23 protein-coding genes are annotated in these 23,356 nt (G+C 71.1%); 16 read left to right on the top strand and 7 right to left on the bottom strand.

Features of this window, described 5'->3' with window-relative positions:
• Positions 1-13: 13 nt before the first annotated feature.
• The 3 genes from ACR2FV_RS18290 to ACR2FV_RS18280 all read right to left on the bottom strand — a co-directional run bounded on the left by ACR2FV_RS18290 (position 14) and on the right by ACR2FV_RS18280 (position 3,943).
• Positions 14-1,201 (bottom strand): acetate/propionate family kinase, encoded by a 1,188-nt coding sequence (locus ACR2FV_RS18290; protein WP_434017141.1) that lies wholly within the window; start codon positions 1,199-1,201, stop codon positions 14-16.
• A gap of 12 nt (positions 1,202-1,213) precedes the next feature.
• Positions 1,214-3,280, bottom strand: a complete 2,067-nt coding sequence (pta, locus tag ACR2FV_RS18285; protein ID WP_434017140.1) for a phosphate acetyltransferase — start codon at positions 3,278-3,280, stop codon at positions 1,214-1,216.
• 189 nt (positions 3,281-3,469) lie between these two features.
• Positions 3,470-3,943 (bottom strand): nitroreductase family deazaflavin-dependent oxidoreductase, encoded by a 474-nt coding sequence (locus ACR2FV_RS18280; protein WP_434017139.1) that lies wholly within the window; start codon positions 3,941-3,943, stop codon positions 3,470-3,472.
• A 60-nt stretch (positions 3,944-4,003) separates the two neighbouring features.
• On the opposite strand from ACR2FV_RS18280, the gene ACR2FV_RS18275 reads away from it, so the two are divergent.
• The 16 genes from ACR2FV_RS18275 (at position 4,004) to ACR2FV_RS18200 (ending at position 19,508) form a co-directional block, all read left to right on the top strand.
• Positions 4,004-4,567 (top strand): HIT family protein, encoded by a 564-nt coding sequence (locus ACR2FV_RS18275; protein WP_434017138.1) that lies wholly within the window; start codon positions 4,004-4,006, stop codon positions 4,565-4,567.
• Positions 4,567-5,178: a phosphatidylinositol phosphate synthase gene (gene pgsA / locus ACR2FV_RS18270; RefSeq protein ID WP_434017137.1), complete on the top strand. Its 612-nt coding sequence runs from the start codon at positions 4,567-4,569 to the stop codon at positions 5,176-5,178. Before ACR2FV_RS18275 ends, pgsA begins: the two co-directional genes overlap by 1 nt.
• Positions 5,175-6,095, top strand: a complete 921-nt coding sequence (locus ACR2FV_RS18265) for a phosphatidylinositol mannoside acyltransferase (protein ID WP_434017136.1) — start codon at positions 5,175-5,177, stop codon at positions 6,093-6,095. Before pgsA ends, ACR2FV_RS18265 begins: the two co-directional genes overlap by 4 nt.
• Entirely contained in the window at positions 6,095-7,276 is a 1,182-nt protein-coding gene (locus tag ACR2FV_RS18260) for a glycosyltransferase family 4 protein (RefSeq protein ID WP_434017135.1), read from the top strand. Before ACR2FV_RS18265 ends, ACR2FV_RS18260 begins: the two co-directional genes overlap by 1 nt.
• On the top strand, positions 7,273-7,827 hold the full coding sequence (locus ACR2FV_RS18255) for a hypothetical protein (RefSeq protein ID WP_434017134.1): 555 nt from the start codon (positions 7,273-7,275) through the stop codon (positions 7,825-7,827). The genes ACR2FV_RS18260 and ACR2FV_RS18255 overlap by 4 nt, the downstream gene beginning before the upstream one ends.
• A 116-nt stretch (positions 7,828-7,943) precedes the next feature.
• A complete protein-coding gene (gene pdxS / locus ACR2FV_RS18250; RefSeq protein ID WP_434017133.1) occupies positions 7,944-8,852 on the top strand; it encodes a pyridoxal 5'-phosphate synthase lyase subunit PdxS in 909 nt (302 codons plus the stop codon).
• Positions 8,846-9,493, top strand: a complete 648-nt coding sequence (gene pdxT, locus ACR2FV_RS18245; RefSeq protein ID WP_434017132.1) for a pyridoxal 5'-phosphate synthase glutaminase subunit PdxT — start codon at positions 8,846-8,848, stop codon at positions 9,491-9,493. The genes pdxS and pdxT overlap by 7 nt, the downstream gene beginning before the upstream one ends.
• Complete coding sequence (locus ACR2FV_RS18240; RefSeq protein WP_434017131.1) at positions 9,490-10,257, top strand: YebC/PmpR family DNA-binding transcriptional regulator; 768 nt, start codon at positions 9,490-9,492, stop codon at positions 10,255-10,257. The genes pdxT and ACR2FV_RS18240 overlap by 4 nt, the downstream gene beginning before the upstream one ends.
• A gap of 139 nt (positions 10,258-10,396) precedes the next feature.
• Entirely contained in the window at positions 10,397-11,062 is a 666-nt protein-coding gene (gene ruvC, locus ACR2FV_RS18235; RefSeq protein ID WP_434017130.1) for a crossover junction endodeoxyribonuclease RuvC, read from the top strand.
• Positions 11,059-11,691 carry a Holliday junction branch migration protein RuvA gene (gene ruvA / locus ACR2FV_RS18230; protein WP_434017129.1) on the top strand — a complete coding sequence of 211 codons (633 nt, stop codon included), beginning with the start codon at positions 11,059-11,061 and terminating at the stop codon, positions 11,689-11,691. The genes ruvC and ruvA overlap by 4 nt, the downstream gene beginning before the upstream one ends.
• Positions 11,688-12,782: a Holliday junction branch migration DNA helicase RuvB gene (ruvB, locus tag ACR2FV_RS18225; RefSeq protein ID WP_434017128.1), complete on the top strand. Its 1,095-nt coding sequence runs from the start codon at positions 11,688-11,690 to the stop codon at positions 12,780-12,782. Before ruvA ends, ruvB begins: the two co-directional genes overlap by 4 nt.
• A 212-nt stretch (positions 12,783-12,994) precedes the next feature.
• Positions 12,995-13,324 carry a preprotein translocase subunit YajC gene (gene yajC / locus ACR2FV_RS18220; protein ID WP_434017127.1) on the top strand — a complete coding sequence of 110 codons (330 nt, stop codon included), beginning with the start codon at positions 12,995-12,997 and terminating at the stop codon, positions 13,322-13,324.
• Positions 13,324-15,330 carry a protein translocase subunit SecD gene (gene secD / locus ACR2FV_RS18215; protein WP_434017126.1) on the top strand — a complete coding sequence of 669 codons (2,007 nt, stop codon included), beginning with the start codon at positions 13,324-13,326 and terminating at the stop codon, positions 15,328-15,330. The genes yajC and secD overlap by 1 nt, the downstream gene beginning before the upstream one ends.
• A complete protein-coding gene (secF, locus tag ACR2FV_RS18210) occupies positions 15,330-16,541 on the top strand; it encodes a protein translocase subunit SecF (RefSeq protein WP_434017125.1) in 1,212 nt (403 codons plus the stop codon). Before secD ends, secF begins: the two co-directional genes overlap by 1 nt.
• Positions 16,542-16,554: 13 nt before the next feature.
• The gene (locus ACR2FV_RS18205) at positions 16,555-17,100 is read left to right on the top strand and encodes an adenine phosphoribosyltransferase (RefSeq protein WP_434017124.1); all 546 of its coding nucleotides are present in this window, start codon (positions 16,555-16,557) and stop codon (positions 17,098-17,100) included.
• Between the two features lie 71 nt (positions 17,101-17,171).
• Positions 17,172-19,508, top strand: coding sequence for a RelA/SpoT family protein (locus ACR2FV_RS18200; protein ID WP_434017123.1), 2,337 nt, complete (start codon positions 17,172-17,174; stop codon positions 19,506-19,508).
• A 36-nt stretch (positions 19,509-19,544) separates the two neighbouring features.
• On the opposite strand, the gene ACR2FV_RS18195 is transcribed toward ACR2FV_RS18200, so the two are convergent.
• The 4 genes from ACR2FV_RS18195 to ACR2FV_RS18180 all read right to left on the bottom strand — a co-directional run.
• The gene (locus ACR2FV_RS18195) at positions 19,545-20,858 is read right to left on the bottom strand and encodes a M18 family aminopeptidase (protein WP_434017122.1); all 1,314 of its coding nucleotides are present in this window, start codon (positions 20,856-20,858) and stop codon (positions 19,545-19,547) included.
• A gap of 5 nt (positions 20,859-20,863) precedes the next feature.
• A complete protein-coding gene (locus ACR2FV_RS18190; RefSeq protein ID WP_434017121.1) occupies positions 20,864-22,141 on the bottom strand; it encodes a DUF349 domain-containing protein in 1,278 nt (425 codons plus the stop codon).
• Positions 22,142-22,233: 92 nt separating this feature from the next.
• Positions 22,234-22,968, bottom strand: a complete 735-nt coding sequence (locus tag ACR2FV_RS18185) for a peptidylprolyl isomerase (RefSeq protein WP_434017120.1) — start codon at positions 22,966-22,968, stop codon at positions 22,234-22,236.
• A gap of 177 nt (positions 22,969-23,145) precedes the next feature.
• Positions 23,146-23,356 (bottom strand): hypothetical protein (locus tag ACR2FV_RS18180; protein WP_434017119.1); only part of this gene is annotated, 211 nt, incomplete at its 5' end.

The following is a 23,356-nucleotide window of genomic DNA, read 5'->3' as shown; positions in this document are numbered from 1 at the left end:
GTCCGCCGCAGTCTCATCCCAGCAGCTCGGCGCACTCCCGGGCGATCTCGCCCTCCTCGTTGGTGGGGACCACCCAGACCGAGGTGGCGCTGTCCGCCGCGCTGATCCGGCGTTCGTCATGGGCCTCGGCGTTGGCAGCGTCGTCGAGCTCGACACCAAGCAGGTCCAGTCCAGATGCCACGGCGGCTCGCAGCCCGGGGTTGTGCTCGCCGATGCCGGCCGTGAAGGCGATCGCGTCAACCCTGCCCAGAACCGCCGCCAGGGCACCGACGTGCCGGACGATGCGGTGCACCACCACCTCGAAGGCCAGCTGCGCATCGGTGTCACCCTGGTCGCGCCGGGTCATCACCTCGCGGAAGTCGCTGCTGCCGGTCAGCCCCAGCAGTCCGCTGCGCCTGCTCAGGGCCGTGTCGTAGTCGTCGACGCCCAGGCCGGCGACCCGCGCCAGGTGCCCCGGCACCGAGGGGTCCAGGTCACCCGGCCGGGTGCCCATCACCAGACCGTCCAGCGGGGTCAGCCCCATCGAGGTGTCCACACTGCGGCCCCCCGCCACGGCACAGGCGGACGCGCCGTTGCCCAGGTGCAGCACGATCGTGTTCACCTCCGGCAGCGGTCGCCCCAGCAGGTCGGCCACCCGGCGCGCGACATAGGTGTGCGAGGTGCCGTGGAAGCCGTACTTGCGCACGCCGTGCTCCTCGCGCCACTCGCGCGGCACGGCATACGTGCTGGCAGCGGGCGGGATCGTGGCGTGGAAGGCGGTGTCGAAAACGGCCACCTGCGGCAGCTCGGGGAAGGCTGCACGGGCCACCCGGATGCCGGTGAGGTTAGCCGGGTTGTGCAGCGGCGCCAGCGGCACCAGTCCCTCGATCGCGGCCGTCACCTCGTCGTCGACCAGGGTCGGACCGTCGAACCGGTGGCCACCGTGCACCACCCGGTGGCCGACGGCGATCAGCCCGACCTCCGCCAGGTCGGGGCCGTGCTCGGCGAACGCCTGCTGCAGCACCGCGACAGCGGCGTCGTGGTTGGGGCACTCGACCTCACGGTGGTGCTCGGCGGCGCCGACCGTGTGCCGTGCCGCAGCGGGGGACAGCCCGATCCGCTCCACCGCTCCGGCGGCGGCAGCAGCGCCGGTATGCGGGTCGATCAGCTGGTACTTCAGCGAGGACGACCCGGCGTTGAGGACGAGGACGTGCGTGGGCATGGCAGCTCCGACTCAGTTGGCGGCCTGGATGGCGGTGATCGAGATCGTGTTGATGATGTCGCGCACCGTCGCGCCCCGGGACAGGTCGTTGACCGGCTTGCGCAGGCCCTGCAGCACGGGACCGATCGCGACCGCCGAGGCACTGCGCTGGACCGCCTTGTAGGTGTTGTTGCCCGTGTTGAGATCGGGGAAGATCAGCACCGTGGCCTTGCCGGCGACGGCCGAGTCCTTGGCCTTGGTGGCGGCGACCGAGGGGTCGACGGCCGCGTCGTACTGGATAGGTCCCTCGACCGCGAGCTTCGGCGAGCGCTCCCGGACCAGCTCCGTGGCCTTGCGCACCTTCTCCACGTCGGCCCCGGAGCCCGACACCCCGGTGGAGTAGGACAGCATTGCCACCAGGGGTTCGACCCCGAACTGCTGCGCGGTGTCCGCCGACGATATGGCGATGTCGGCCAGCTGCTCGGCGCTGGGGTCGGGGTTGATCGCGCAGTCACCGTAGACGAGCACCCGGTCGGCCAGGCACATGAAGAAGACACTGGAGACGACGGAGACGTGCTCGGCCGTGCGGATGATCTCCAACGCCGGGCGGATCGTCTGGGCCGTTGTCGTGATCGACCCGCTCACCATGCCGTCGGCCTGCCCCTGGTGGACCAGCATCGTGCCGAAGTAGGCGGGGTCGACCATTGCGTCGCGTGCCTGCTCAGGGGTGACGCCTTTGTGCGCGCGCAGCTCGGCATACACCTGCGCGAAGTCCTCGCGCCGCTCGTCACAGGTTGGGTGCAGGACCTGTGCATCGTCGATGTGCAGGCCCAGCGACGCCGCGCGGGAGCGGACGGCCTCGGGATCCCCGAGCAGAGTCACCTCGCAGATGCCCCGGCGCAGCGACGTCTCGGCGGCTCGCAGGACCCGGTCCTCCTGACCCTCGGGCAGCACGATCCGCGTCTGCGCGCGACGCGCCGCAGCAGTCAGCCGATGCTCGAACATCAACGGGGTGACCGTCTCGACGGTGCCGGTCCCGCTCTGGCCACGGGGCAGCAGCCGGTCGATGTCGAGATGCTCGTGCACCAGCGAGCGGGCCCGCTCGATCTTGCGGGGGGTGGCTGCGGTGATGCCGCCGGTGGCCTGGTCGACGGCGGTGGCGGTGTCCATGGTGCCGCCGGGAGCGGTGATGACGGGCAGCTCGACCCCGAGTCCTTCGACCAGACGGGCAGTCTGCGGACTCAGCTCGAAGCCACCGTTGAGCACCATCGCGGCCAAGGTCGGGAAGGTGCTGGACCCGTGCGCCATCAGCGCGGCCAGGAAGACCTCCTCGCGGTCGCCGGGGCAGATGACGACGCATCCCTCGACGAGCCGGTCCAAGACGTGCGGCATCGTCATCGCGGCCACGATCACGGCCATCGCCTCACGGTCCAGCAGCTGCTCGTTGCCCAGCGCGAGCTCGCCCCCGCACACCTGCATGACGTCACGGACCGTCGGAGCGTGCAACACCTCATCGGCCGGCAGGGCGTGCACGGGGACGTCCGGCAGGTGCTCGGCCAGCGCCGCGCGCAGCTCGTCACCGTCCCGCGGGTCGACCCGGTTGGCGATCACTCCCGCGACCCGGGCGTGCCGCTGGCGGGCCTCGGCGAGCACGAGGTCGACCACCGTGACGACCTCCCGGGTCGCTCGGTCCACAGCGGGCACCACCAACAGCATGGGGGCACCGATGTTGACCGCGATGGTCGCGTTGACGCTGAACTCGGTGGGCGTGGGCACGTCGGTGAAGTCGGAACCGATGACCAGCACGGCGTCGTGCTGCGCGGCGTAGGCGTGGTAACGCTCCACCACCGTGCCGACCGCACGCTCGGTGTCGTCGTGGATGTCGTCGTAGCTGACTCCCACCGCGTCACCCGGCTCCGCTTCGCTCGTGGACAGCGGTAACAAGAGATCAAGCAGCGGGTCGTCCGCGCCACTGCGCACGACCGGGCGGAAGACACCGACCCGGCCCCCGGCGCTGCACATCTCGGCCAGCAGCCCCACGGCCACCGCCGATTTGCCGGACTGGGACTCGGCGGAGGCGAGGTAGCAGGCGGTGCTCACCCCCCGAGCCTAGTCAGGATCACTCGCCCACCGCAGGGATCGCACCGCGGATCCCCGATCCGGACCTGGCCAGGCCTCCGAATGACCTACGGCATGACGAGCGCCCACCCTGAGACCAGTCGGCGTCGGGTGTTCCCTGACCCCGGCGCCGGCTGCCGTAGCTCCTCCGCCGGGGCTCCTCCGCCGGGGCTACTGCGCTGGCTCGACGAGGAAGACGGGAATCTGGCGCTGCGTCCCCCGTTGGTAGTCGGCGTACTGGGGAAACGCAGCCACTGAGCGCTCCCACCACTGCTCGCGCTCGGAGCCCTCGGCGACCCGGGCCCGCATGTCGTCCAGCTGGGTCGTGCCGTCGTGCACCCGTACCCACGGGTCGGCGATCAGGTTGTGATACCACTCCGGGTGCTCCGGCGCTCCGCCCTTGCTGGCCACCGCGGCATACGCGCCGTCGTGCTCGACCCGCATCAGCGGCACCCGGCGCAGCTTGCCGCTGCGGCGACCGCGCATGGTGAACACGACCACCGGGCGTCCCCCGATGTCGACCGCGCCGGTGTCGCCGGTCGCGTCGATCTGCTCCAGCTGGTCGCGGACCCAGCCCACGGGCGGCGGGGCGTACTCCTCGGGCGCGTGCGCGAAGTCCGGCAGGGAATCCCGTTGACCGCTCATGGAGGCGACAACTCCGGCCACGTGGGCAATCTTCCCGCGCGGTCACCCTAGGATCGGGGCATGGCACAGGAGGGCGAGGCGGCGGCATACAGGGCGACACCGGCCGAGGAGCTCCCGGGGACCAGTGACGGATTCGAGCGGCTGTGGACCCCGCACCGGATGGCCTACGTCAGCGGTGAACGACCCTCCCGGGACGCCGGTCAGGGCTGCCCGTTCTGCTCGGCGCCCGGCAAGAACGACGCCGAGGGGCTCATCGTGCACCGGGGTGTGCACTGTTACGTGGTGCTCAACCTGTTCCCCTACAACCCTGGTCACCTCCTGGTCTGTCCCTTCCGCCACGTCGCCCTCTACACCGACCTCGAGGACGCGGAGACCCTGGAGTTCGGGACGCTCACCAAGGCGGCGCTGCGTGCGCTGGAGGACGCCAGCGGGCCGGCCGGGTTCAACATCGGGATGAACCAGGGCGACGTGGCGGGGGCCGGCGTGGCCGCGCACCTGCACCAGCACGTGGTGCCCCGGTGGAGCGGCGACATGAACTTCCTGCCCATCGTGGGGCAGACCAAGGCGCTGCCGATGCTGCTGGCCGACACCCGCGAGCAGCTGGTTCGGGCCTGGCCGCACTGATGCTGAACCGCTACGCCCGAGTCTTCTTCACCCGCGTCTTCACTCCCATCGCACGGTGGCTGCTGCGCAGTGGAGTGTCCCCGGACGTGGTCACCCTGGTCGGCACCCTGGGGGTGTGCGTCGGGGCCCTGGCCTTCTACCCCCTGGGCCAGCTGTTCTGGGGCACCGTGTTCATCAGCGTCTTCGCCCTCACCGACCTCATCGACGGCACCATGGCCCGGTTGTCCGGCCGCTCCTCCCCGTGGGGCGCCTTCCTGGACTCGACCATGGACCGGGTCGGCGACGGGGCCATCTTCGGTGGGCTGATCCTCTACTTCACCGGTCGGGCCGACCGCCCGCTCGACGCCTACCTCGCGCTGTTGTGCCTGGTGCTCGGATTCGTGACCAGCTACGCCAAGGCCCGCGCCGAAGGACTGGGGCTGCGCTGTGAGGGCGGGATCGCCGAGCGCGCCGACCGGCTCACCGCCATCCTGGCCACGACCGGCCTCTGCGGGCTGTTCCTGCCGCTGTGGGTGCTCACTGTCGTGCTGGTACTGCTGGCGCTGGCCAGCGCGGTCACGGTCGGGCAACGGGTGGCCATGGTGCACGCCCAGACCCGGATCACGGGGTGAGCGGGACCGCCGACCGGCTCTGGACCGTTGCCTTCCGGATGGGCTGGCGTGGGACGCGGCTGCTTCCGGAAGCCGCGGCATACCGGCTCTTCGACGGCCTCGCCCTGCTCGCCCACACCCGGGGTGGCCGCGACGCGCAGCGACTGCGCGCCAACTACGCGCTGGTCCGCCCCGACCTGGACCCGACCGGGCTGGACCGGCTGGTCCGGGCCGGACTGCGCTCCTACCTGCGCTACTGGTGCGACGCCTTCCGGCTGCCGGACCGCAGCCCCGCCGACCTGGCCGGCATGGTCCGCTGCGTGGGGGACGCACCGGTGCGCGCCGAGCTCGCCGCCGGGCACGGGCAGGTGCTGTTCCTGGGGCATCTGGGCAACTGGGACACCGCGGGCGCCTGGGCCACCTGCCACCTGACCCCTGTCACTACCGTCGCCGAGCGGCTGCGCCCCGACGAGCTGTATGCCGAGTTCCTCGCCTTCCGCGAGCGGCTGGGGATGACCATCCTGCCGCTGACCGGCTCGAGCGGGACCTTCCAGACCCTGGTGCGCACGCTCCGGGACGGCGGCTTCGTGCCCCTCCTGGCCGACCGGGACCTGACCGAGACCGGCGTCGAGGTCGACTTCTGTGGTCACCGCGCGCGGATGGCCGCCGGCCCTGCTGCTCTCGCGCTGGCCACCGGGGCCGTACTGCGACCCGTGTCGGTGCACTACGAACGGCGCCCGGACCGGGCTCCCGGCCCCTCGGCATGCCGGATCGTGATCACCTTCGGCGAGCGGGTGAGCGATCCTGGCTCCGGGAGCAGGGGTGAGCGGGTCGCGGCGATGACCCAGCAGTGCGCCGACGTCCTCGGCGGCGCGGTGCGCGAGCACACCCAGGACTGGCACATGATGCAGCGGGTCTTCGTCGCGGCGGACCGCTGATGAGGATCGGTCTGGTCAGCCCCTACTCCTTCGACGTGCCCGGCGGGGTGCAGCTGCACGTGCGGGAGCTCGCCGAGCACCTCATCGGCCGCGGGCACGATGTCAGCGTCCTCGCGCCGGCCGAGCGCTCCACCGACCTGCCCCCGTATGCCGTCAGCGCCGGCCGGGCGGTGCCGGTGCGCTACAACGGGTCGGTCGCCCGACTGGCGTTCGGCCCCTCGGTCGCGGCCCGGGTCCGCGAGTGGGTCGACGACCACGCCTTCGAGGTGGTGCACATCCACGAGCCGGCCAGTCCGAGCGTCTCCCTGCTTGCGCTGTGGGCGGTCAGCGGCCCGGTCGTGGCGACCTTCCACAGCTCGCAGGTCAAGTCGCGCACCCTGCGCCTGGCCGGCCCGGTGCTGCAGGCGGGGATGGACAAGATCTCGGCCCGAATCGCGGTGTCCCGCGAGGCGCGGCGGACCGTTGAGGAGCAGCTGGGCGCGGAGGCCATCGTGATCCCCAACGGCGTCGACGTGGCCCGGTTTGCCCGGACGGGGGCGGGCGTGGCGCCGCCCGGGATGCCGCAGCAGCGGGGTGGCTCCGGGCCGTGGCTGCTCTTCCTCGGGCGCTTCGGGGAGCCGCGCAAGGGTCTGTCGGTGCTGCTGGACGCACTCCCGCTGATCCAGGTGTCCGCCCCTGGGGTGCAGGTGGTCGTGGCCGGACCGGGCCGGGCCTCGGAGGTGCGCGACGACCTACCGAGGTCGACTCGGGATGCCGTGCACTTCGTGGGACGGGTCACCGAGCCGGAGAAGACGGCCCTGCTGCGCGCCTGCGACCTCTACGTCGCGCCCAACACCGGCGGAGAGAGCTTCGGCATCATCCTGGTCGAAGCGCTGAGCGCCGGGGCCCCGGTCGTGGCCAGCGATCTGCCGGCGTTCGCCGATGTGCTCGGCGGTCGTCAGCACGGCGTGCTGTTCTGCACCGGTGACCACCGCGGCCTCGCCGATGAGGTGGTGCAGTTGTGGCGGGACCCGGCCCGGCGCGGCGTCCTGGCCCAGGACGGGCCGCACCGCGCCGCCCGGTTCGACTGGTCCCGCGTGGGCCCTCGGATCGAGGCCGTCTACGACTCGGTGCGACCCGCAGGCGGCACGGTCGGCCGGCACGTCCCGGTCCTGCGCCGCCGGCGGGGAAGGGCCGGATGAGCGGACTGGTCGAGTATGTCGTCGCACCCCTGGCCGCGTTGCTGCCGATCCTGCTGGCGCTGGGGTGGTACCTGTCCTACGTGGCGGTGCGTCTGGACCGGCTGCACACCCAGGTGGAGGCGACCTCCGCCGCGTTGGACGCGCAGGTGGTCCGGCGCGCCGAGGCGACGGTGGAGCTGGCCTACAGCGGCGACGTCGATCCCGCCAGTGCTGCGCTGCTGCTGGACGCGGCGACGCACGCGCTGGCCGACCAGGGGGAGTGGGACGGCCACCGCTGCCTCGTGGAGAGCGAGCTCACCGAGGTGCTGCGGGTCGTCCTCCCCGACGTTGACCGGGTGGGCCCGGACCTCTCGAGACGGGTGTCTCCGCCCGATGCTAGGTCGGCCCCGTTGACCGGCGCGGCCGAGCGGGTGCGGCTGGCCAGGCACTTCCACAACGAGGTGGTCGAGCGCACTCGGAGCCTGCGCGGACGGCGAGTGGTGCGGGCACTGCACCTGGCCGGGCGCACCCCGATGCCCGAGCCGATCGTGCTCGACGACCAGTGGCCCTGAGGCCGGGCCGGGACAGTGCCGCGGGGCCCTAGACTTGTGGGGCACCGACACGGCATACACCCCGTGCAGCCCGCCACCACGGGCACAGAACCCTGTCGCGAAAGGCACTTGATCCGATGAGCAGTACCCAGCCCACCGCCCCCCAGTACAGCGGCACCACCAGGGTGAAGCGCGGCATGGCCGACATGCTCAAGGGCGGGGTGATCATGGACGTGGTCACCGCCGACCAGGCCAAGATCGCCGAGGACGCCGGGGCCGTGGCCGTGATGGCCCTGGAGCGGGTGCCCGCCGACATCCGCGCGCAGGGCGGCGTGTCCCGGATGAGCGACCCGGACATGATCGACAGCATCGTGGCGGCCGTCTCGATCCCCGTGATGGCCAAGGCCCGCATCGGGCACTTCGTCGAGGCCCAGGTGCTGCAGAGCCTCGGCGTCGACTACGTCGACGAGTCCGAGGTGCTGACCCCTGCCGACTACGCGAACCACATCGACAAGTGGGCGTTCACGGTGCCCTTCGTCTGCGGTGCCACCAACCTGGGCGAGGCACTGCGACGGCTCACCGAGGGTGCGGCGATGATCCGCTCCAAGGGCGAGGCCGGCACCGGTGACGTCTCCAACGCCACCACCCACATGCGCGCGATCCGCGGGGAGATCCGCCGGTTGCAGAGCATGTCGGCCGACGAGCTGTACGTCGCAGCCAAGGAGATGCAGGCTCCGCACGACCTGGTCGCCGAGGTGGCCCGGACCGGCAAGCTGCCGGTCGTGCTGTTCACGGCGGGCGGCATCGCCACCCCCGCCGATGCAGCGATGATGATGCAGCTGGGCGCAGAGGGCGTATTCGTCGGCTCGGGCATCTTCAAGTCCGGCAACCCGCAGGCCCGGGCGGAGGCCATCGTCAAGGCCACCACGTTCTACGAGGACCCCGCCATGATCGCCAAGGTCTCTCGCGGCCTCGGCGAGGCCATGGTCGGCATCAACGTCGACGACATCCCCGAGCCGCACCGGCTCGCCGAGCGCGGGTGGTGACCCCCCGGGTCGGTGTCCTGGCGCTGCAGGGAGACGTGCGCGAGCACGTGCGCGCGCTGACCCTGGCCGGCGCGGAGGCGGTCCTGGTGCGGCGCCCGGAGGAGGTCGAGGCGGTGGACGCACTCGTGCTGCCGGGCGGGGAGTCGACCACCATCGACCGGCTGAGCCGGGTCTTCGGGCTGCGCGAGCCGGTGCGCCGCCGGATCGCCGAAGGGATGCCGGTCTACGGCTCCTGTGCGGGCATGATCCTGCTGGCCGACCGGGTCCTGGACGGGCACCGGGATCAGCAGACCCTCGGGGGCCTGGACATCACCGTGCGTCGCAACGCCTTCGGCCGGCAGGTCGACTCCTTCGAGTGCGACCTGTCGGTCAGCGGACTGCCGGACGATCACGGGCAGCCCTACCGGGCGGTGTTCATCCGGGCGCCGTGGGTGGAGCAGGTCGGCGCCGGGGTCGAGGTGCTGGCCACCGTCGAGCACGGCGGCACCTCCCATGTCGTCGCCGTGCGCCAGGGCTCGCTGCTGGCGACCTCCTTCCACCCCGAGATGACCGAGGACCACAGGGTGCATGCCTTCTTCGTCGATCTGGTGCGCGCGCAGAGCGGCAGCCGATCGGACGACAACGGAGAGGGACACCGATGAGCGGACACTCCAAGTGGGCCACGACCAAGCACAAGAAGGCCGCGATCGACGCCAAGCGCGGCAAGCTCTTCGCCAAGCTGATCAAAAACATCGAGGTGGCTGCCCGAAGCGGCGGGGGAGACCCGGTCGGCAACCCGACGCTCTACGACGCGATCCAGACGGCCAAGAAGAGCTCGGTGCCGGGGGACAACATCGACCGGGCGGTCAAGCGCGGCTCGGGAGCCGAGGCCGGGGGAGCCAGCTATGAGGCGCTGACCTACGAGGGCTACGCCCCCGGCGGTGTCGCCATCCTGATCGAGTGCCTGACCGACAACAAGAACCGGGCGGTCATGGAGGTGCGCACCGCCTTGTCCCGCAACGGCGGCTCGATGGCCGACTCCGGCTCGGTCGCCTACCTGTTCAACCGCAAGGGGGTGGTGACCGTGCCCAAGGCGCAGGAGGGCGGGGAGACCACCGACGACGACCTGCTCGAGGTGGTGCTGGACTCCGGCGCCGAGGAGGTCAACGACCACGGCGACGTCTTCGAGATCGTCTCCGAGGCCGGCGACGTGGTCGAGGTGCGCACCGCGCTGCAGGGAGCCGGTGTCGACTACGACTCCGCGGAGGTCTCCTTCATCCCCAGCATGCAGGTCCCGCTCGACGTCGACGGTGCTCGCAAGATGATCCGCGTGGTCGATGCCTTGGAGGACTGCGACGACGTGCAGAGCGTCCACGCCAACGGCGACGTCTCCGATGAGGTGCTGGCCGAGCTCGACCGCGACTGAGCTCACTCCGCACGGCGCGTCGCTCACCGAACGGACCTGGGTGATGTCGTAGCGTGGGTTGCGAACACCTGTACGCAACCGCCGATGCGCCACCGGCGGCGTGTCATCACCTGGTCCCGCCCGGAGGAGGAAGCCCGTCATGCGTGTGCTCGGCGTCGACCCCGGCCTGACCCGGTGCGGTCTCGGTGTGGTCGAGGGCCAGCGGGGGCGGCCGCTGCGCATGGTCGCCGTCGGGGTCGTGCGCACTCCGGTCGGCGATGACCCTCAGGAGCGGCTGCTGACCCTGCAGACCGAAATCGACCAGTGGCTGGCTGACCATGAGCCCGACGCGGTCGCGGTCGAGCGGGTCTTCGCCAAGGCCAACATCAAGGGGATCATGGGCACTGCTCAGGCCTCGGCCGTGCCCATGCTGGCCGCCGCCCGACTGGGCCTGCCGCTGAGTCTGCATACCCCCACCGAGGTCAAGGCGGCGGTGAGCGGCAACGGCCGCGCCGACAAGGCCCAGGTCAGTGCCATGGTCACCCGCATCCTCGGGCTGTCTGCTGCCCCGAAGCCGGCCGACGCCACCGACGCCCTCGCGCTGGCCATCTGCCAGGTATGGCGTGGTGGCGGCCAGGGCCGGTTGGACCAGGCGGAGGTCGCCGACCGGCAGCGGCGCACCCGCGCCGCGGCCGAGGGCGCCGCAGCCTCGGCCCGCTCCGCCAACCGGCTCGTGCAGCTGCACCAGAGCATGGACGCCGCTTCACGAGATCGAGCCAGCGCCTGGCCCTCCCGGGTCGGGCAGTCCGCCAGGAGGAGCAGATGATCTCCTCCCTCGCGGGCCTGGTGCAGCACGTCGGTCTGGACCATGTCGTCGTGGAGGTCGGCGGGGTCGGCCTGCGGGTGCACACCACCCCGGCGACCGCGTCCGAGGCCAGGGCGGGCACCACCCTTCGCCTGCTGACCACCCTGGTGGTGCGGGAGGAGTCGCTGACGCTCTACGGCTTCGTCCAGGCCGAGGCGCGGGCACTGTTCGAGCAGGTGCAGACGGTCTCGGGGGTCGGCCCGCGGCTGGCCCTGGCCATGCTTGCGGTGCACAGTCCGGAGGCAGTGGGCCGGGCGATCAGCACAGGAGACCTCGTGGCCCTCACCAAGGTTCCCGGCATCGGCCGCAAGGGTGCCGAGCGGATCGTGCTGGAGCTGCGCGACAAGGTGCTCGCCCCGGGGAGCGACGGATCGCCGGACTCGACCAGCATGGCCCAGGGGGCGCCGGAGGCCGTCACCAACCAGGTGCGCGAGGCCCTTGTCGGGTTGGGCTGGAGCAGCAAGCAGGCCGCCGACGCCGTGCAGGTGGTCACGACCGACGCGGCATCCCAGCAGGAGTCGGCCGACCGGGCCGGGCCACCCCAGGTCGCCGACCTGCTGCGCGCCGCACTGCGCGAGCTCGGCCGATGACGGACGCCGAGGAGTCACGCGTCGTGGACCCCGAGTCCTCCGAGGAGGAGCGGCAGGTCGAGGCGGCGCTGCGGCCTCGGCGACTGGCCGACTTCCCTGGGCAGGGCAGGGTCTGCGACCAGCTGGGGCTGGTGATCGAGGCCGCCCGGCGGCGCGGCACAGCGCCGGACCACGTGCTGCTCTCCGGGCCTCCTGGCCTGGGCAAGACGACCCTGGCGATGATCGTCGCCGCTGAGCTGGACCAGCCGATGCGGATCACCAGCGGACCGGCCATTCAGCACGCGGGCGACCTGGCTGCCGTGCTGTCCTCCCTCGCCGAGGGGGAGGTGCTCTTCCTCGACGAGATCCACCGGATGTCCCGTCCCGCGGAGGAGATGCTCTACCTGGCCATGGAGGACTTCCGGGTCGACGTCATCGTCGGCAAGGGGCCGGGGGCCACCGCCATCCCCTTGGAGCTGCCGCCCTTCACGGTCGTCGGCGCCACCACGCGAGCCGGGTTGCTCCCGGCGCCGCTGCGAGACAGGTTCGGCTTCACCGGGCATCTGGACTTCTATCGCACACAGGACCTGGTGCTGATCCTGACCCGCAACGCCCAGCTGCTGCAGATCGAGGCCGACGCGCCCGGAATCGAGCAGATCGCCTCCCGCTCCCGCGGCACCCCGCGGATCGCCAACCGGCTGCTGCGCCGGGTGCGCGACTGGGCACAGGTGCACGGAGCGCACGTGGTCGACCTGGCGGCCGCGCAGGCCGCGCTGGAGCTCTTCGACGTCGACGCGCTCGGACTGGACCGACTGGACCGTGCCGTGCTGGAGGCGCTGTGCCGCCGGTTCGGCGGGGGACCGGTCGGGCTCAGCACCCTGGCCGTCGCTGTCGGAGAGGAACCGGACACCGTGGAGTCCGTCGCCGAGCCGTTCCTGGTCCGCGAGGGCTTCATGCTGCGCACCCCCCGTGGCCGGGCTGCTTCGGCAGCGGCCTGGAGCCACCTCGGCCTGACCCCACCCCCGGGCGGCGCTGCGGCCGGCGGGTTTGCGGCCGGGGCCAACGGTCAGGACGTCCTGCCCCTGAGCTCGGACCCGTCCCGGCTGGGCTGACCCGTCCCGGCTGGGTTCAGCCACACCAACGGGCGAGGGAGGAAGCGTCGCCACGGCCGGTCCCAGCGCAGCCACGCGCACGGCGCGTGGTCTTTGGTGCCTCCGCGACCCTCACCTACACTGCACCGGGTGCCCGCACGCGGGCGCTGCGCGAGCGAGGACCGCCAGCCGGTCCCGGCGCACCGCATACCAAAGACCGTTGAAGGACGACCATGTCACCACTGGCCGCTGCTGCCGGCACGTCGGGCAGCGGGGGCGGCAGCCTGCTGCTGCTGCTCCTGCCCTTGTTGCTGCTCGGATACCTGATCTGGTCCCAGCGCCGGCGGCAGCGCAAGGTGACCCAGGTGCAGCAGAGTCTGCAGGTGGGCGACGAGGTGATGACCTCGGCCGGTCTCTACGGGCGGATCACCGAGCTGGACCCGCAGATCGTCCACCTCGAGATCGCCCCCCGTGTCGTCGCCCGCTTCGACCGGCGGGCCGTGGTCGCCCCTCAAGCGCCGGCTGACCCCCCCCCAACCCACCCCGGGCGAGTGACCGGCTGATGGCCAAGACATCCCGCTCCCGGAGGAACCCCCGCAACCGCGGGCCCCTGCGCGTCCTGACTGCCCTGCTGGCGATCGTGGTGCTGGTCTTCGGCGGCCTAGCGGCCGCCCGGATCTGGGGCGAACCCGCCGCCTCGCTGACCCCGCAGCTCGGGCTCGACCTCGCGGGCGGACGCCAGATCGTCATCGAGCCGGTCGTCGAGGGCGGCACTGAGGTCTCCACCGAGCAGGTCACCCAGGCGATCGACATCATCCGGCGTCGCATCGACGGCGGCGGCGTCGCGGAGGCCGAGGTGTCCAGGCTGGGTCAGCAGAACATCTCTGTCGCGATCCCCGGCAACCCCAGTGCCGCCCAGCTGGAGGCGCTGAGCCGGTCCTCCCAGCTCAGCTTCCGCCCGGTGCTCGTGGCCGAGCCGACGGCTCCGCAGCCCGAGCTGGAGGCCCCGCCGTTCTTGCCGCTGCCCGACGACGCGCGCCAGGAGCAGCTCGACCAGCTGCAGCAGCCCGACCCGGCAGCCCCGACCACCGACCCCTCGGCGCCCACGGTCGACCCGGCCACCCCCACCGGTGACGCGCCGGCGACGGACGACGCAGAGCAGACCAACGGAGCGCCGGCCGGGCTGCACCTTCCCGGCCCCGGTATGTCGGCGGCAGTCCCCGCTCAGGATGGTGCCGACGTCACCGGCGACGCCGAATCACCCACTGCCCCCCCAGGGTCGCAGGACCCGGCTGAGCCGGCCGAGGACCCGAGTTCGCTGGGACAGGTCACCCCCGAGCTGCGCGAGCAGTTCGACCGGCTCGACTGCACCCCCGCTGCGGAGGGCGAGGACACGCAGGAAGACGGCGCGCAGGGCCAGGACTCCAGTGGAGCCGACGCGGGCTCCGAAGGGGCGATGGGTCAGGAGGGGGCGGCCCAGGAGGTCGCGGCCGCTCCCGAGGACGAGCCGGTGGTGGCCTGTGCGGCGGACGGGTTCGAGAAGTACATTCTCGGTCCCGTCGAGCTGACCGGTGCCCAGGTCGACGACGCGACGTCCGGGCTGGCGACGAACCAGACGGGCCAGACCACAGGGCAGTACGAGGTCCGACTCGAGTTCGACGGCGAGGGCGGATCCACCTTCTCCCGCATCACCTCGCGGTTGATGGGCTTCGGCCAGGGCGCCACGCAGAACCGGTTCGCGATCCTGCTGGACGGCTCGGTCATCAGCGCCCCCGGTGTCAACAGCCAGATCAGCAACGGCTCGGCCAGCATCACCGGCAACTTCACCGCCGACTCCTCCGAGCAGCTGGCCAACCAGCTCAAGTTCGGTGCGTTGCCGATCTCCTTCTCGGTGCTCAACAGCGAGCAGGTCAGTCCGACGCTGGGCGGCGAGCAGCTGCGGCTGGGCATCATCGCCGGAATCATCGGGCTGCTGATGGTCTTCGCCTACTCGGTGGCGCAGTACCGCGCGCTGGGCCTGGTGACCATCAGCTCCCTCGTGGTCGCCGGGGTGCTGGCCTACGGCACGGTCACGTTCCTGGGCTGGTCCAGCAACTTCCGGCTCACCATGGCCGGGGTGACCGGGCTCATCGTGGCCATCGGCATCACCGCTGACAGCTTCATCGTCTACTTCGAGCGGGTGCGCGACGAGGTGCGCGCCGGCCGCCCGCTGCGGTATGCGGTCGACACGGGCTGGTCCCGGGCGCGCCGGACCATCCTGATCTCCGACGCGGTCAACCTGATCGCCGCCGGGGTGCTCTACTGGCTGTCGGAGTCCAGTGTGCGGGCCTTCGCCTTCGCCTTGGGCATGGTGACGGTGATCGACCTGATCGTGGTGTTCATGTTCACCCACCCCGTGGTCAGTATCCTGGCCAACACGAAGTTCTTCGGCCAGGGCCACCGTTGGTCCGGGATGGACCCGGAGCGTCTCGGCGCGAAGCGGTCCACCTACCTTGGCCGCGGCCAGTTCGTGCCGCCGCCGGCCAAGACCAGACCGTCCCGGGCCGAGATCGAAGGGGGCGTCGTCTGATGGCGAGCTTCGCCAAGCTGGGCAACGACCTCTACACCGGTCGCCGTTCGTTCGACATCGTCGGACGGCGCAAGCTCTGGTATGTCGTCTCCGCCGTGCTCATCGCGGTGTCCCTCGTCGGGTTGTTCGGTCGGGGCCTGAACTTCGGGATCGAGTTCCGCGGTGGCTCCGAGCTGCGCGTGAGCAGCGTGGCGGACCTGTCGGACTATGAGTCCCGGGCCTCCGAGGCGGTGGTCCAGGCGGCCCCGGACACCGAGCCCTCGGTGACCCTCGTGGGTACGGACACGGTGCGGGTGCAGACCGGACAGCTGGAGGCGCAGGCCTCGGAGCAGGTGCGGGCGGACCTGGCCGAGGCATTCGAGGTGCCCACGCAGGAGGTGACCAGCTCCTTCGTGGGGCCGTCCTGGGGTGACACGGTGACCACCAAGGCCGTCCAGGCCCTCGTGGTGTTCCTGCTGCTCGTCTCGCTCGTGCTCGCGCTCTACTTCCGCACCTGGAAGATGGCCGCCGCCGCGCTGGTGGCCCTGCTGCACGACGTGGCGTTCACCGTCGGGATCTACGCCCTGCTCGGCATCGAGGTCTCGCCGGCCTCGATGATCGGCTTCTTGACCATCCTGGGCTACTCGATCTACGACACCATCGTGGTCTTCGACAAGGTGCGGGAGAACACCGAGGCGGCCATGGAGACCAAGCGGCTCACGTATGCCGATGCCGCCAACCTGGCCGTCAACCAGACGCTGGTGCGCTCCATCAACACCTCGGTCGTCGCCCTGCTGCCCGTGGCCACCATCGTCGTGGTCGGCATCGTCTTCATCGGCCCTGGCACGCTGCTCGACCTGGCGGTCGCGCTGCTGATCGGCATCGCGGTCGGGACGTTCTCCTCGATCTTCATCGCCACGCCACTGCTGGTGCACCTGCGCCAGGGTGACGAGGAGGTCGCCGCGCTGGACTCCTCGGTGGCCCGCCGGGCCACGCGCCGAGCAGATGGTGTGCAGGCGACCGACGACCACGATGGCCCGGGCTCCGCAACGGGGCAAGCCGCAGGTGTCGGAGCGGCGTCAGGGCGCCGGGGGAGCGGGTCCACCGCGGTGGGCAGCGATCCCTCCGACGGCCGGGACCGGCCCGGCCCGACGGCGGACCGGGGGGTGCACCCCTATGCCCAGCGCGGCCCGCGCAACCAACCCAAGCGACCGCCCCGGTCGCGCCGCTGAGTCAGGACCCGACGTGACCGAGTCCACCGCCCCCCACGAGATCCTCGCCGCCGATGTGCGCTCGGTGCTGCGGGAGATCCCCGACTACCCCGTGCCGGGCGTGGTGTTCAAGGACTTCACACCGCTGCTGGCCGACCCGGCCTTGAGCGCACGGGTCGTCCACCACGTCGCGGGCCGGCACCACGAGCAGGTCGACCGGGTCGTCGGGATCGAGGCCCGCGGCTTCATCCTCGGCGCCGCCATCGCCCACCATCTGGGGGTGGGCTTCGTGCCGGTGCGCAAGGCCGACAAGCTCCCGGCTGCCCGGCACAGCGTCGACTACGACCTGGAGTACGGCTCGGCCACCTTGGAGATGCACACCGACGCCGTGCAGCGAGGGGAGCGGGTGCTCGTCGTCGACGACGTTCTGGCCACGGGCGGCACTGCGGCCGCCACCTGCGAGCTGATCACGCGGTGTGGCGGACAGGTGGCCGCCGTCGACGTGGTGCTCGAGCTGGCCTTCTTGCACGGGCGGGACAAGCTGCCCGGGATCCCCGTCTACGCGCTGATCTCAGACTGACCGGACCTCGGACGCGCCTGGGCTGGGACTGATCTGGCCTCGGCACCAGCTGCGACGCCTATAATCTGGCCATGAGCGAGGACGTGGCAGCCACGACCTCGGCCCAGCCTGCCCCGGGCAGCACCGGGGTACGGGCCCGGTGGGCCCGGCTCGGCGGTCCCCGGACCGGCGCCAACCCGGTGCTGGAGCCGCTCCTGCGCGCGGTGCGCGCCACCCACCCGAAGGCCGACGTAGGGCTGATCGAGCGCGCCTACGTCGTGGCCGAGCGAGCACACCGGGGCCAGACCCGCAAGAGCGGCGACGCCTACATCACCCACCCCCTCGCCGTCTCCACGATCCTGGCCGAGCTGGGCATGACCCCCTCCACCATCGCGGCCGCACTGCTGCACGACACGGTCGAGGACACCGCATACTCGCTGCGCGAGCTGGAGCGCGACTTCGGTGCGGAGATCGCGATGTTGGTCGATGGGGTGACCAAGCTCGACAAGGTGACCTACGGCGCAGCGGCGCAGGCCGAGACTGTGCGCAAGATGGTCGTGGCGATGGCCCGCGACATCCGGGTGCTGGTCATCAAGCTGGCCGACCGGCTGCACAACGCCCGGACCTGGCGCTACGTGTCCCGGGAGTCAGCCGAGCGCAAGGCCGCCGAGACCCTGGAGATCTACGCACCGTTGGCCCACCGGTTGGGTATGAACACGATCAAGTGGGAGCTGGAGGACCTGTCCTTCGCGCAGCTCTATCCCAAGGTCTACGACGAGATCGTCCGGTTGGTGGCCGAGCGGTCACCGGCCAGGGAGGAGTACCTGGCGCGGGTGCGCACCGAGATCGGCGCCGACCTCAAGGCCGCGAAGGTCAAGGCCGCCGTCACCGGCCGGCCCAAGCACTACTACTCGGTCTACCAGAAGATGATCGTGCGGGGCCGCGACTTCGAGCAGATCTACGACCTGGTCGCGGTGCGCGTGCTGGTGGAGTCGATCCAGGACTGCTACGCGGTGCTCGGCGCGCTGCACGCCCGCTGGAATCCGGTCCCGGGCCGCTTCAAGGACTACATCGCGGTGCCGAAGTTCAACATGTACCAGTCGCTGCACACCACGGTGATCGGCCCCGACAACAAGCCGGTCGAGGTGCAGATCCGCACCTACCAGATGCACCGCAGGGCCGAGTACGGCGTTGCCGCCCACTGGAAGTACAAGGAGTTGTCCGGTGCCACCGCCAAGACCGGCTCGGACGGGGCCATCGGGCCGGCGGCCGACATGGCCTGGCTGCGCCAGCTGCTGGACTGGCAGCAGGAGGCCAGCGACCCCGACGAGTTCCTGGAGTCCCTGCGCTTCGAGATCACCGCGGCGGAGGTCTACGTCTACACTCCCGGCGGCGACCTGATCGCCCTGCCCTCGGGAGCCACCCCCGTCGACTTCGCGTATGCCGTGCACACCGAGGTGGGGCATCGATGCGTCGGGGGCCGGGTCAACGGCAAGCTGGTGCCCCTGGAAAGCGGGCTGGCCAGTGGCGACGTGGTCGAGATCATCACCTCCAAGGCCGACGACGCGGGGCCGAGCCGGGACTGGTTGAAGTTCGTCAAGAGCGGGCGGGCCCGCACCAAGATCCGTCAGTGGTTCTCCAAGGAGCGACGCGAGGAGGCCATCGGCTCCGGGCGGGAGCAGATCGCGAAGGTGCTGCGCAAGCAGAACCTGCCGCTGCAGCGGCTGATGTCCCACGACTCGCTGAACGCCGTGGCGGGGGAGCTGCGCCACCAGAACATCGACGCTCTGTTCGCCGCCGTCGGTGAGGGGCACGTCTCTGCAGACCACGTCGTCAAGCAGCTGGTCGCCACGCTCGGCGGAGAGGACGGAGCCACCGAGGACCTCGCCGAGGCGACCATGCCGCGTCGCGGCCGGTTGCGCGCCACCGATCCTGGGGTGACGGTCGTGGGCGCCGACGACGTGCTGGTCAAGGTTGCCCGCTGCTGCACCCCGGTGCCGGGCGACCCGGTGCTGGGCTTCGTCACGCACGGCAAGGGGGTCTCGGTGCACCGCACCGACTGCACCAACGTGGCCACGCTGCAGCGTCACCCCGAGCGGTTGATCGAGGTCGCGTGGTCCCCTTCAGAGGCCAGCGTTTTCTTGGTCAACATGCAGGTCGAGGCCCTGGATCGGCCCGGGCTGCTGAGCGATGTCACGCGAGCCCTGTCCGAGCAGCGGGTCAACATCTTGTCCGCATCGGTGCAGACCACGCGTGACCGGGTGGCGCTGTCCCGGTTCACCTTCGAGATGGCCGACCCCAGTCACCTGGAGAGCGTGCTGCGTGTGGTCCGCCGGGTGCCCGCCGTGCTGGACGCCTACCGGGCCACCGGCACGTCGGGCACCGACCCGCACCGCCGTGAGACGCAGCAGCGCGAGCACCCAGCCTGACCCGGTGGCGATGCTCGGCCGCCGACGGCATACCGCTCACCGGGGCGCGAGGAAGGCCCCGAGCACCGCGGCGTACCCCGCCTGGTCCAACACCCCGCACACCTCCCGGCAGGAGTGCATCGACAGCACCGCTGCACCGAGGTCGACCGTGCTGACCCCCGTCAGCGCCGCGGTCATCGGACCCACCGTGGAGCCGCAGGGCAGGTCCGAGCGGGTGACGAAGGTCTGCACGGGCACTCCCGCCTGCTCACCGGCGAGCAAGAATGCCGCCGCGCCCATCGAGTCCGTGGCGTAGCGTAGGTTGGTGTTGACCTTGAGCACCGGCCCGCCGTTCATCTCGATCCAGTGCTCGGGCTCGTGCCGCTCGGAGTAGTGCGGGTGGGTGGCGTGGGCCATGTCACCGGAGGCGGCCACGGAACCGGCCAGTGCGCGCAGGTAGTCCTCACGGTCGCCGCCTGCGGCGAGCACGATACGTTCCAGCCATCCGGGCAGCAGGGTCGAGCCCGCCCCGCGCTCGGAGGTGCTGCCGACCTCCTCGTGGTCGAAGAGCGCGAGCACCGGCACGGTCGGGGCGGAGGCGGGAGCGTCCAGGGCGTGCACGAGAGCCCGCAGCCCTGCGTATGCCGTGGCCAGGTTGTCCAGGCGCGCCGAGGCGATCAGGTCGTCGTCGCGGCCGATGCGGCGGGCGGGTGTGAGGTCATGGGTCATCGCGTCGTAGCCCAGCAGGTCGGCCGGGTCCAGGCTCAGCTGCTCGGCCAGCCAGCGGTGGAAGTCGGGCCCCTCGGCTCCGGCCCAGTGCGGAGCGAGGTGCTGCTGCGGGTTGAGCTTGACGCCGTCGGTGTGCACCGAGCGGTCCAGGTGGATGGCGAGCTGGGAGACGCGCAGCAGCGCCTCGTCGTAGTGGAACAACCGAGACTGCACCCCGTGCGGGGTGCGGACCGCGGCCCGACCGGACAGCCCGAGGTCGCGGTCCAGCCAGGACGTGAGCAGCGGACCGCCGTAGATCTCCACCCCCAGCGTGTGCCAGCCGGCGTGCCGCCGATCCGGCTGCGGCTTGACCCGCAGGTTGGGGGAGTCGGTGTGGGCGCCCACGACCCGGAACGGCGTGGTGGGGCCCGCTGCCTGCTCACTGGACCAGGCGATGAGGGAGCCGCCGCGGCGCACCAGGAAGCGGCCGGGCTCCCGGGGAGTAGGCCCCTGCTCCTCGAGCTCGGTGAAGCCCTGCTCGCCGAGCAGGATCGCCGCGCGGTCGGCCGCATGGAAGGGCGAGGGCGAGGCGTCGAGGTAGCGACACAGCCCGGTGGCGACCTCGTCGACGTGCGGCCGTAGGTCCTCGCGGGTCCAGGTCATCCGGCTCAGCCCCCGAACTCGGCCAACCCCGCACGGGCCGAGTCCAGCCAGGCCTGACGAGCCTCCAGCGCCTGCTCCGCCTCGGCGATCGCTGCCGGGTCGCCACCTGCCAGCGCCGCCGCCAGGTCCTGATGGAGCCCTTGGACGGCCCGCTCGAGCTGATCGACCATCGACTGCGCGCGTGCGCTCACCTCTGGGTTGCTCTGTTTCCAGCGACGGTCCTCCAGGTCGCGGACCGCCTTCTCGACCGCGCGCATCCGCGTCTCCACGGTGTGCATCTGGCTCTTGGGAACCTTGCCGGCGACGTCCCAGCGGTCCTGGATCGAGCGGAGTCGAGCCTTGGCCCCCTGCAGATCGGTGACCGGGACCAACCCCTCCGCCTCCTCCAGCAGAGCCTGCTTCACGACCAGGTTGGCCTCGAACTCGGCGTTCTCCTGCGCGACGATCTCGTCCTTGGCTTCGAAGAAGCGGTCCTGCGCCGTTTTGAAGCGCGTCCACAGGGCATCGTCCTGGGAGCGTTGAGCGCGACCGGCCTTGCGCCATTGCTGCATGAGGCTCTTGAACTCCCCTGCGGTGGCGCCCCAGTCCTTGCTCTTGGTCAGCTCTTCGGCCTGCGCGACCAGGCGCTCCTTGACCCGGCGGGCTTGTTCCTGCTCTTCGTCCAAGTGCGCGAACCACGACTTGCGCACCTTGTCGAACGCGGTGCGAGCGGCGCTGAAGCGTTGCCACAGAGCCGCCTCGACGTCCTTGTCCAGGCGCGGACCCGAGCGCTGCATCGTCTTCCACGTGTCAAACAGGTCGCGCATCCGGGAGCTGGCGGCCTTCCACTGCATCTTCGTCGGCTCGGTGGCCGCGATCGCCTCGGCTTCGACGACCAACTGCTCGCGTTGGGCCGAGGCTTTGGCCTTGGCCTGCGCGCGACTGGCCGATTCGGCGGCGGCTCGCTCGCTGATCGACTGCGCTATCTGGTCCACCTGCCGGTGCAGGGCCGCGAGGTCACCGACGACATGGGCGTCCCCGATCTGCTGCCTCAGGTGGGCCAGCGACTCACGGGCCTCGTGGGCACTCAGGTCGGTCTGACTGAGGCGTTGGCTGAGGACGTCTGCGGCGGCGGCCAACTCGTCATACTTGCGGGCGAAGTAGGACAGCGCCTCCGCCGGGCTCGTCCCGGGGTAGGACCCGACTGCGCGCTCCCCGTCCTCGGTGCGCACGTAGACCGTGCCGTCCTCGGCCACCCTGCCGAACGCCATGGCCTCGCTGGAGCCGCCGACCTGGGTCGGCACCGATGCGGCTGGCCGCACCGCGGCCTTGCGACCGGCGAATTGCGCAGGCGACGGAGGAGCAGGCACGGTTCGGCTCGGCGGGGACTGCTCACTCACGACGATGTTGCCTCTTCCTCGATCTCGACTCCGGTGATGCTGATCGGTTGCGCCGGCGGGCCGTCTGCCCCGCCACCATCCACGCCTGCAGCGGCGACCGCGTCGATGATGTCCATTCCCTCCGTGACCCTACCGAAGATCGTGTACCCACCTCCCTCGGTGGGGAGCATCGTGTCGCTGTGCACGATGAAGAACTGACCGCCGTTGGAGTCGAGCTCCGACGAGCGGGCCATCGCCACGGTGCCGCGTGGGTAGAGCCCGTCGCTCGGGGCGTTCTCGATGCCGAAGGTGTATCCAGGACCTCCCCGACCAGTCCCCGTCGGATCCCCGCACTGCAACACATAGATGCCCTCTGTGGTCAGCCGGTGACAGGGGCTGTCGCCCCAGTAGCCCTCTTGGGCCAGGAAGGAGAAGGATGCGACGGTCTGCGGCGCTGCCTGCCCGTCGAGGTCAAGCGTGATCGGTCCACAGCTGGTCTGGACCTGAGCACGGACCGGGCCTTGCTCGCCGGGCACCGGCGCGTCGCCGGCCTGGAAGGTGGGCACCGAGGCCGGCAGCGCGGGCGGCACCGAGCACTCCACGGCCCCCTGCGAGACCGGGGTATCGGCGGTGTCGTCTGCGACCGACACGGCGTCCTGACTGTCGGCGTCGTCGGAGCCGCACGCCGCGAGGGCGCCCAGCAGGCCAGCCACCAGCAGCGAGGACACTCTTCGCTGAGGTCGGGACAGCATGGAAGGCCTCCTTCTGGGGCGTCGGCAATGAATGAGCCATAGGAGTCTAGGCAGGGGCCCGCGGAGGATTGGTCACAGGTGAGTGACGGTTTGGAAACAATCCGAGGGAGGAAGACTCGCAGCCTGGTGGCGATCACCCCAGGGGAGTGGAAGGTAGGTGGGCGCCCCACCTCGTGCTCAGAAGGGTGGGGGGTCGTGGGCCGGTGGTGGTGGGGGGGTGGGGTTGATGAGCTCGTCGGGGTCGGGTTGTCCGTGTGGGGTTCCGGGGCGGCGGCGTCCGTCGGTGTGGTGGAACAGGGTCAGCGGGCGTTCGTGGCCGTAGCGCCAGGCGTCTTCGTCGTCGTCGATGGCTTCGAGCCATTGGTCCATGCCGGTGCGGGTGGACAGG

The organism is Ornithinimicrobium sp. (assembly GCF_051004135.1).
Taxonomy (GTDB): Bacteria; Actinomycetota; Actinomycetes; order Actinomycetales; family Dermatophilaceae; genus Ornithinicoccus.
Note: the sequence above shows the minus strand (reverse complement) of the source record. Positions and strands in the feature narration are given on the sequence as shown.

Coding starts and splice junctions, on each gene's coding strand:
- ruvB (WP_434017128.1), top strand. CDS start 11,688: ATGACGGACGCCGAGGAGTCACGCGTCGTGGACCCCGAGTCCTCCGAG.
- ACR2FV_RS18260 (WP_434017135.1), top strand. CDS start 6,095: ATGAGGATCGGTCTGGTCAGCCCCTACTCCTTCGACGTGCCCGGCGGG.
- yajC (WP_434017127.1), top strand. CDS start 12,995: ATGTCACCACTGGCCGCTGCTGCCGGCACGTCGGGCAGCGGGGGCGGC.
- ACR2FV_RS18185 (WP_434017120.1), bottom strand. CDS start 22,968: ATGCTGTCCCGACCTCAGCGAAGAGTGTCCTCGCTGCTGGTGGCTGGC.
- ACR2FV_RS18290 (WP_434017141.1), bottom strand. CDS start 1,201: ATGCCCACGCACGTCCTCGTCCTCAACGCCGGGTCGTCCTCGCTGAAG.
- ACR2FV_RS18200 (WP_434017123.1), top strand. CDS start 17,172: ATGAGCGAGGACGTGGCAGCCACGACCTCGGCCCAGCCTGCCCCGGGC.
- ruvC (WP_434017130.1), top strand. CDS start 10,397: ATGCGTGTGCTCGGCGTCGACCCCGGCCTGACCCGGTGCGGTCTCGGT.
- pgsA (WP_434017137.1), top strand. CDS start 4,567: ATGCTGAACCGCTACGCCCGAGTCTTCTTCACCCGCGTCTTCACTCCC.
- secF (WP_434017125.1), top strand. CDS start 15,330: ATGGCGAGCTTCGCCAAGCTGGGCAACGACCTCTACACCGGTCGCCGT.
- secD (WP_434017126.1), top strand. CDS start 13,324: ATGGCCAAGACATCCCGCTCCCGGAGGAACCCCCGCAACCGCGGGCCC.
- pdxS (WP_434017133.1), top strand. CDS start 7,944: ATGAGCAGTACCCAGCCCACCGCCCCCCAGTACAGCGGCACCACCAGG.
- ACR2FV_RS18195 (WP_434017122.1), bottom strand. CDS start 20,858: ATGACCTGGACCCGCGAGGACCTACGGCCGCACGTCGACGAGGTCGCC.
- ACR2FV_RS18240 (WP_434017131.1), top strand. CDS start 9,490: ATGAGCGGACACTCCAAGTGGGCCACGACCAAGCACAAGAAGGCCGCG.
- ACR2FV_RS18280 (WP_434017139.1), bottom strand. CDS start 3,943: ATGAGCGGTCAACGGGATTCCCTGCCGGACTTCGCGCACGCGCCCGAG.
- ACR2FV_RS18275 (WP_434017138.1), top strand. CDS start 4,004: ATGGCACAGGAGGGCGAGGCGGCGGCATACAGGGCGACACCGGCCGAG.
- ACR2FV_RS18255 (WP_434017134.1), top strand. CDS start 7,273: ATGAGCGGACTGGTCGAGTATGTCGTCGCACCCCTGGCCGCGTTGCTG.
- ruvA (WP_434017129.1), top strand. CDS start 11,059: ATGATCTCCTCCCTCGCGGGCCTGGTGCAGCACGTCGGTCTGGACCAT.